The sequence below is a fragment of the Microcystis sp. genome (assembly GCF_048564745.1).
GTDB classification, from domain to species: Bacteria; Cyanobacteriota; Cyanobacteriia; order Cyanobacteriales; family Microcystaceae; genus Microcystis; species Microcystis ichthyoblabe_A.
In genome coordinates this window covers 43490-50059 of record NZ_JBLZRT010000101.1, presented here as the reverse complement: position 1 = coordinate 50059, position 6570 = coordinate 43490, and the positions used below count along the sequence as shown (strand labels likewise).

Genomic DNA, 6570 nt, shown 5'->3' with positions numbered 1-6570 from the left:
GGTAGGAAAGCATGGGGATGAAGGTATGATAGCGAGATATGTAAAAGAACAAGATAAAGAATACCTGCAGCTACACCAAAATCTACAATTGAGTCTATTTTGATTCTGATACCCCGTCCGCTTGCGGCGGGGTAGTTCATTCGATATTCAGATTGCTAATTTAGAACAATTCAATGGGCAGACTTTTAATGTGGGGGGTGGGCAAAATTTTTCCTTGTCCCTTTATGAAACCACAAAACTATGTCAAGAAATCACGGGCAATAGTATAATGATTGAGGCAATTCCCGAAAATCGCACCGGAGATATGCCAATTTTTATCACTGATTCTCGCAAAATCAGTTCTATAACTGGATGGCAGCCTCAGCGAGATGGTAGCAAATTAATCCAAGATATTTTTGATTGGATTTATAATCACGAGAAGGAATTAAAAGGTATTTTTTAAAGAAAAATTCTGGAAATAAGGCTATGCAAATCACCAAAATACTTGCTTCAAAAACAATCGTTTTTAATTTAATTATTAGTCTAACTCTGACTTACCTGTTTTTGGCATTTTTGCCGACGATACACTTAATAAACCCTGGATTAGATGCTTCTTGGTCTTACGGAATTAGTCAAGCAGCCAAGGAAAAGTTAGTTTTTGGAAAAGAGATAGTTTTTACCTATGGGCCTCTGGGATATTTAACGCAAGGAGCTGCTTTATATAGCAATTTTAAGCAAATTATACTTTTCAGATTTGCCGTTCATTTTGTCCTATTAGGATTATTGATTTTAAGGATAATAAAGTTACAAACGAATAGTCTTAAAATATTGATATTAATTAATTTTATTTTTATATTTGTCCTGGGAATTCATTACGGCAATACTATAGGATTTACGACAGATTATCAAATATTTTCTATATTTTTACTGGCTTTAAGTTTTGAGAAATTTTTTATAAAATATTTACCGGTAAATTCTATTATAGTAGGTATGTTTACTGGGTTGGCTATTTTAACTAAGTTAACCTTGGGAATTTATATAGCGGGTACTTTTTATCTCTTTTTATTTTCGGGCTTTTACCTAGCCTATAGAAAACAAAAACTAAAGAATTTGAGTAAATATATTCAATCCCTGTTTAATTTTACTTTAATCGCTATTTCTGTTGCTAGTATTTTTTTATATTCTGGGCAATCAATAACAGTTTTAACAAAACTATTGGTTAATTTTATAATTTCGGGAATAGTAGCTTTTGTTATTGATAAAATTTTGAGTAAAACAAGGCTGACAACATTTTTTAAAAAATTATTACCTTATCTAGTTTTTTATCTGTTTTATACAACTTTATTAATTCAAAGTTTTTCATCAAATAACTTTCCTTCTTTATCTGAATATATACTCAATTCTTGGCAAATTTCTTCTGGTTATTCCAGTGCCATGAGTCTTACAGGTTCTAAGAGAGCATTTATATCCTTGATCAGAGATATAAATGTTCTCCTCGCAACATTATGTTGTGCAGTGATAATAAATCTACTTTTTCGTCTGTGCAATAGTGGTTCAACTAGCCTAAGTACTGCCCTGCTATTTCCCCTATTTTTAGGATTTAAGCACGGATTTGTTCGTCAGGATTTTCATGTAGTGCTGTTCTGTATTATTGTCCTGCTAATCATCTCATTATATTTTATCAAAATTGACAATAATCCAGTTAAGAATAAACCAAAATTATACATTATTTACTTAATTTTATTACTATCTTGTATCGCTATTTCAACTCTTAGAAATTATCAATTTAGTAAACTCAATCCTGCAAAAGTAGCCAATAACATAAATATTGTTGTTTTATTGCTCGATAACAATAAATTTCAAGCAGAGGTTCAAAGGATTACGAGCGAAAATTTAGTTAAGTTAAATAATAGACTAAAACTTCCCGATTCTGTGCTGGAAAAAGTGCAAGGCAAAACTATTGATATAATTCCCTGGGAATTTTCACTTATTCCGGGCAATCAGCTTAATTGGAAACCGAGGCCGATTATTCAATCCTATTCTGCTTATACAGAAAAACTGGATGAACTAAATTATCAAAGCTTATCTCAATCTCCCAGAGATTATCTGATTTATCACTTTCAATCTATTGATGACAGACATCCTTTTTTTGATGAACCTAAAGCCTTTTCCTATGTGGTTTGTAATTATCAACTTGACTCGGTAAATTCGCCCTTCCCCGTCCCCGCAATCAAAACCAACTTTTATCTTCTAGAAAAACGAAATATCAGTCGTTGCAGTCCAACCCCTCTAGGAGAGACTACTAATGTTACTTGGGATCAAGTCTATGAATTACCTACTCGTAATAGTGGGATTACTCGTGTTCAAGTTAAATTTGAATATTCTTGGTTGGGTAAAATAATCAAAAAAATATTTAGAATCCCTCCTGTGATAATTAACGTTAATTATCTCGATGGAACTCAAGCCAATTTTCGCTTTGTTCAAGACAATTCAGCTAATGGAGTTATCCTTAGTCACCTACCAAGAAATGATCAGGAATTAATGGCATTTTTTCAAGGAAAATTACCACCACAAGTTAAGTCTTTTAGCTTTTCTGTCAGTAATCCTCTGCTATTCTCCCCAGAAATAAAAGTAACACCTTTTTGGGAAGTTGACGCCGGTTCATAATCTTTCTTGAACCTTAAAAAGCGGTTAATATCTCTGGCAAATGGAGAATAGGGAACTCGAATCCCTGACCTCTGCGGTGCGATCGCAGCGCTCTACCAACTGAGCTAATTCCCCAGATATAAACCATAATAGCATTTTTGAGCAGAAAATCCTAGTAACTGGCAAGGGATCGAGGGGCAAAAAATCGAGCGGCTTGCCTCTGGAAAACTTTAAAATGAAAAAAGTAATCTTGAGGATGATAACCAATGGCGATACTACGCTTAGAGAATGGGACAACCTATACCCAGTTAGCCGATATTAGTCTGGAATTGGCCAAATTAAATGTTACTTTAAACTATTGGCCGATCGAAAACGAAGCCACTCGTCAGCTACTTAAACAAGCTTCTCTGACTGACGAAGAAAAAGAAATAGTTTTAACCAGCTTAGACGGTTATTTTGAGCAACTAAAGCAAGAAGCGGGTTATCAAGCTAGAGATTTAATCGTTTTACACCCTGAAATTCCCAATCTCGACACTTTACTGGCCAAATTCGAGCGCTGTCACACCCACGCTGACGATGAGGTGCGTTATATCATTGATGGGGAGGGGGTTTTTGGCTTTGTCTTTCCCGATGGTTCTCAGGGGGAATTAACTATTCAACCTCAAGAATATATCAATGTTCCTGCCCATAGCGAACACTGGTTTCACCTCACTGCCAGTAAACGAGTTAAAGCAGTGCGTTACTTCACCACTACCGCCGGATGGGTTCCCGAATACACGGAAACCGTTATTCGTTTTCCTAGTTTAACAGTCGTGTAGCTCTTGGTTTTAGGCGATCGCTTTCCCAATAAGACAGATAAGTTTTGCGGGGATGGCAACGCCGGCAGCCACAATCTGTTAAGCGGCAAATTTGTCCTGTGGAAAATCTCCCGTCTAGTGCCTAGCTTGACGGGAGATTTTCTCAATTCGGGGGATTGGCGTGATAGATTTAGTCTAAGCCGAATTGATTGCCCCGTTTGTACTGTAAATAGGCGGCAACGAACAAACCCGCTAGGGTAATGGGAATTAAGCCTAGGACAATCCCTAGCACTAAAGGTTCAATCACGTCTGTACTCCTTGGATTAGCAATTTTTCACCCGTATTTTATCCTAGCAGGGGTTGCCCGCGAAAGATAGGGCGGACAGCAGGTAGATAGGGCGATCGCGGAAAATTGGTTAATATCAGATCCCCTGCAAAAATCAAAAATTTTCCCTTAGGGGTGTGGCAAGTGGGAAAAATCCCAAAAGGAAAACTTCCTATCTCACCATTAAGATAACTGCTGTACTCTAGGAGCGACCGAGAAAAAATTTTCTCAATTTGCCTTTACCCCAATAGCGATCGATTTCTTGCCAGAGATTGTGGAGACAAAAAACCACTGCGAGACAGAGAGTAACCGCAAGGATTTGAGAGAAACTTTCCCTTTGCCAAAATTTGGCCATTGCCTGCGAAATTACCCGCGTTCCCAGATAAGCTTCCAGAAAACCCTCGATCGAGCCGAGAATCAGTGCTGCTAGGGTATAAACAAAGGTTCGATATAGAACGCTAACGTAACGGGGACGATTTTCTAACCATTCTAGCTTCATGGCTGCGTCGAGAATGGCCACGGTTTTTGCCGCAAGGATCGCTCCTAAGATCGCTTTACCCAAAACGTAGGTGGTAATCGAATACTCTTCCAGAAATAATTTCATGATCAGAAGAATATAACCGAAAGCCAAGAAAAAAAACAGGGCAAGAGAACCGATTTTTTTCAATTCCTTTTTAATTGCTTCCATTGATTTTTTTTGACATTTTCTGCCAAGATAGCGGCCGCGTACCATAACTATAAGCTATAGTTAATTATTTGTTGCAGCTATTCTCTGAACTCTACCAGCAAGTTTGATCGCCGATAACTGAACTGATGCTTGAAACTAATTACGGCTTGCTGAATAAATCTAAAAACCTTGTTGTATAAGACTTTTAGACTTGTTTTCCCTCAAAAAGTGCCGACCTTTGGAGTGATTAGGGGGAAAATTCCTGGACTTTTTCCCTGAAAATTAGGTAATTGACCACCTGAAAATCGGTAAAACCCCACACCCCACACCCCACACCCCACACCCTGCCCCTAGGAAAAGCTTTTTCAGCAAACCCTAATTACAGCTTGATTGTCGATAAAATGAGGATTACCGAGGGGATCGATGGCACTGAAAGCGTAAAAATAACGGCGTGCTAGGGGCGGAAAATCGCTAAAATCGAAGATTGTGTCACCTTTGGCCACATCTGCCCAAAAATTTCGTAATTTCGGGGCTAATTCCTCCGCTAGACTCATGGGAAGATTGAGGGGATGGCAGGTTAACAAACGCATCATAAAAGGATAAGAGCGATCGCCTAACCATTGCCGAGAAATAGCGGGTAAATTCTCCCATCCGGGTATATTTTGCAGATGAAAGGATTCTATGGCTAATTCAACCGTGTTTTCGGAATATTCTAGCACCCGGTAGGGATGGGGATAACTGACGAGAGAACCGGTGGTAATTTCATAGATACCTCTGGCAAAAGCCAGATCCTGCACATGGAGATGGCCAGTAATCAACAATTTTACGCCGTTTTCCTCTAGTATATCGAGCAGTTCTACCGCATTAGCCAACATATAGCGTTTACCTAATTCATGATTGCTTTGTCCGGGTAAATGCTCGATAACGTTATGATGGATCATCACCATAACCAGATCGTTTTTTAGCGATGGTAAAATCTGTTTTAACCAATGCAATTGTTCTGCATCTAAACTGCCAATTTGTTTACCTTGATCATCGAATTGATTAGAATTAAGACCGATTAATTGCACTCCGGGTAAAATTTCTTTTTGGTAGTATATTTGTTCTGGATCGCTGTAACCAAATTGTTGATAATAAAAGGGAAAATCTCCTAAACCGATCTGGTTTTCTGTTGCGGTTAAACTCAAAACATCATGATTACCCGGCACCACATAGACGGGGAAGGGTAAAGTGGCTAAACAATCGGCTAACCAACGATGATTTTCTGGTTCACCATCTTGGGTTAAATCGCCAGCAATCAGCAGAAAATCGAGGTTAAGGGTGATGAGATGGTCTAAAACAATTTTTAAAGCGGGAATACTCACTTCCACCAGATGAAAGCGATTAGAATGGTTTAAAATGGTTGTGGGTAAAGCGATATGAGGATCGCTGAGAATGGCGAAACGGAAATTCATCGCATTCAATTGGGCTAAATATCGGTAAACTAGATCGATCGAGGAGAAATAGAGGAGAAAATATCTTTGGCTAAAGTTCGCGTTCGTCAGCACGTCAATCCCTTAAGTCATAAATATCGCCATCCGATCGCTCCCCCCGATTGGAATCAAGTTTATCAGGATATGACGCAACCTCTCCATCTTGACATTGGTTGTGCGCGGGGTAAATTTTTGTTACAAATGGCCCAAGTAGAGCCAGAAATTAATTTTTTGGGGATTGAAATTCGTCAACCTTTGGTAATTGAAGCCAATCAGGAACGGGAAAGGTTAGGATTAAGTAATCTCGCTTTTGTTTTTGGCAATATGAATGTTGCCCCAGAAATTTTACTGCAATCTTTGCCCGCAGATAAGTTATTTTGGGTGTCGATTCAATTTCCCGATCCTTGGTTTAAACAGCGTCACAGTAAGCGTCGGGTTGTGCAGCCAGAATTAGTAATAGCTTTGGCTAAGTATATGGTAGCTGGGGGCTGGGTTTTTTTACAGTCGGATGTGGAATCGATCGCCCTGGAAATGACCGAGAGATTTCAAGCACATCCCCATTTTGTTCGGCAACATCAAACCCCCTGGTTAGCGGAAAATATTTTCCCCGTACCGACGGAGAGGGAAAAGTCCACTTATAATAAGGGTCAACCGGTTTATCGCTCGCTTTTTCGAGTTCGGTAG

General features: G+C 38.8%; 6 protein-coding genes, 1 tRNA gene and 2 pseudogenes. 5 read left to right on the top strand and 4 right to left on the bottom strand.

All coding sequences use genetic code 11. The features are described from left to right. The 3 genes and pseudogenes from ACOCD9_RS12015 to ACOCD9_RS12005 form a co-directional block, all read left to right on the top strand. A pseudogene (locus tag ACOCD9_RS12015) lies at positions 1-103 on the top strand (IS200/IS605 family transposase); the annotation flags it as partial. Between the two features lie 39 nt (positions 104-142). Next, positions 143-442: pseudogene (locus ACOCD9_RS12010) on the top strand (3-beta hydroxysteroid dehydrogenase); the annotation flags it as partial. Between the two features lie 23 nt (positions 443-465). Next, positions 466-2646, top strand: coding sequence for a hypothetical protein (locus ACOCD9_RS12005; RefSeq protein WP_419547568.1), 2181 nt, complete (start codon positions 466-468; stop codon positions 2644-2646). Positions 2647-2687: 41 nt separating this feature from the next. Here ACOCD9_RS12005 and ACOCD9_RS12000 read toward each other — a convergent pair. Beyond that, positions 2688-2760: transfer RNA gene (locus ACOCD9_RS12000), tRNA-Ala, on the bottom strand. A gap of 131 nt (positions 2761-2891) precedes the next feature. On the opposite strand from ACOCD9_RS12000, the gene ACOCD9_RS11995 reads away from it, so the two are divergent. Next, on the top strand, positions 2892-3443 hold the full coding sequence (locus ACOCD9_RS11995) for a 1,2-dihydroxy-3-keto-5-methylthiopentene dioxygenase (RefSeq protein WP_287699903.1): 552 nt from the start codon (positions 2892-2894) through the stop codon (positions 3441-3443). A 169-nt stretch (positions 3444-3612) separates the two neighbouring features. Here ACOCD9_RS11995 and petG read toward each other — a convergent pair whose 3' ends face one another. From petG to ACOCD9_RS11980, 3 genes are all read right to left on the bottom strand, one after another. Continuing rightward, the gene (gene petG / locus ACOCD9_RS11990; RefSeq protein ID WP_002738052.1) at positions 3613-3729 is read right to left on the bottom strand and encodes a cytochrome b6-f complex subunit V; all 117 of its coding nucleotides are present in this window, start codon (positions 3727-3729) and stop codon (positions 3613-3615) included. A 220-nt stretch (positions 3730-3949) separates the two neighbouring features. Next, positions 3950-4435 (bottom strand): hypothetical protein, encoded by a 486-nt coding sequence (locus tag ACOCD9_RS11985; protein WP_287699902.1) that lies wholly within the window; start codon positions 4433-4435, stop codon positions 3950-3952. A gap of 344 nt (positions 4436-4779) precedes the next feature. Continuing rightward, positions 4780-5868 (bottom strand): metallophosphoesterase family protein, encoded by a 1089-nt coding sequence (locus ACOCD9_RS11980; protein ID WP_287699917.1) that lies wholly within the window; start codon positions 5866-5868, stop codon positions 4780-4782. A 66-nt stretch (positions 5869-5934) separates the two neighbouring features. Here ACOCD9_RS11980 and trmB point away from each other — a divergent pair, with 66 nt between their 5' ends. Further along, on the top strand, positions 5935-6570 hold the full coding sequence (gene trmB / locus ACOCD9_RS11975) for a tRNA (guanosine(46)-N7)-methyltransferase TrmB (protein WP_002801525.1): 636 nt from the start codon (positions 5935-5937) through the stop codon (positions 6568-6570).

Excerpts from the sequence above, each read along its gene's own strand:
- ACOCD9_RS12005 (WP_419547568.1), top strand. The coding sequence starts at position 466 with ATGCAAATCACCAAAATACTTGCTTCAAAAACAATCGTTTTTAATTTA.
- ACOCD9_RS11995 (WP_287699903.1), top strand. The coding sequence starts at position 2,892 with ATGGCGATACTACGCTTAGAGAATGGGACAACCTATACCCAGTTAGCC.
- ACOCD9_RS11985 (WP_287699902.1), bottom strand. The coding sequence starts at position 4,435 with ATGGAAGCAATTAAAAAGGAATTGAAAAAAATCGGTTCTCTTGCCCTG.
- ACOCD9_RS11980 (WP_287699917.1), bottom strand. The coding sequence starts at position 5,868 with ATGAATTTCCGTTTCGCCATTCTCAGCGATCCTCATATCGCTTTACCC.